Here is a 246-nt window from a genome sequence, read left to right as displayed (position 1 = left end):
TGTTCATCATGAAGCCACCGTCGCCGCAAACCGAAATAACCGGGCGGTCCGGGTGCACCAGGTGCGCGGCCATGGCCGATGGCAGGCCGGCACCCATGGTCGCCAAGGCGTTGTCCAGCAGCACGGTGTTCGGCTTGTGCGCCTTGTAGTTACGAGCGAACCAGATCTTGTAGATGCCGTTGTCCAGGGCAACGATGCCTTCGGACGGCAGCACGCGACGGATGTCGGCGACCATGCGCTGCGGGT

The 246-nt window shown here is 63.8% G+C and carries 1 protein-coding gene; it reads right to left on the bottom strand.

Annotated elements, in window-relative coordinates:
• The coding region (locus IRZ77_RS26765) for a thiamine pyrophosphate-dependent enzyme (RefSeq protein WP_230386630.1) at positions 1 to 246 on the bottom strand (246 nt) is incomplete at both ends.

It is taken from the genome of Pseudomonas pudica (assembly GCF_015680405.1).
Taxonomy (GTDB): Bacteria; Pseudomonadota; Gammaproteobacteria; order Pseudomonadales; family Pseudomonadaceae; genus Aquipseudomonas; species Aquipseudomonas pudica.
Note: the sequence above shows the minus strand (reverse complement) of the source record. Positions and strands in the feature narration are given on the sequence as shown.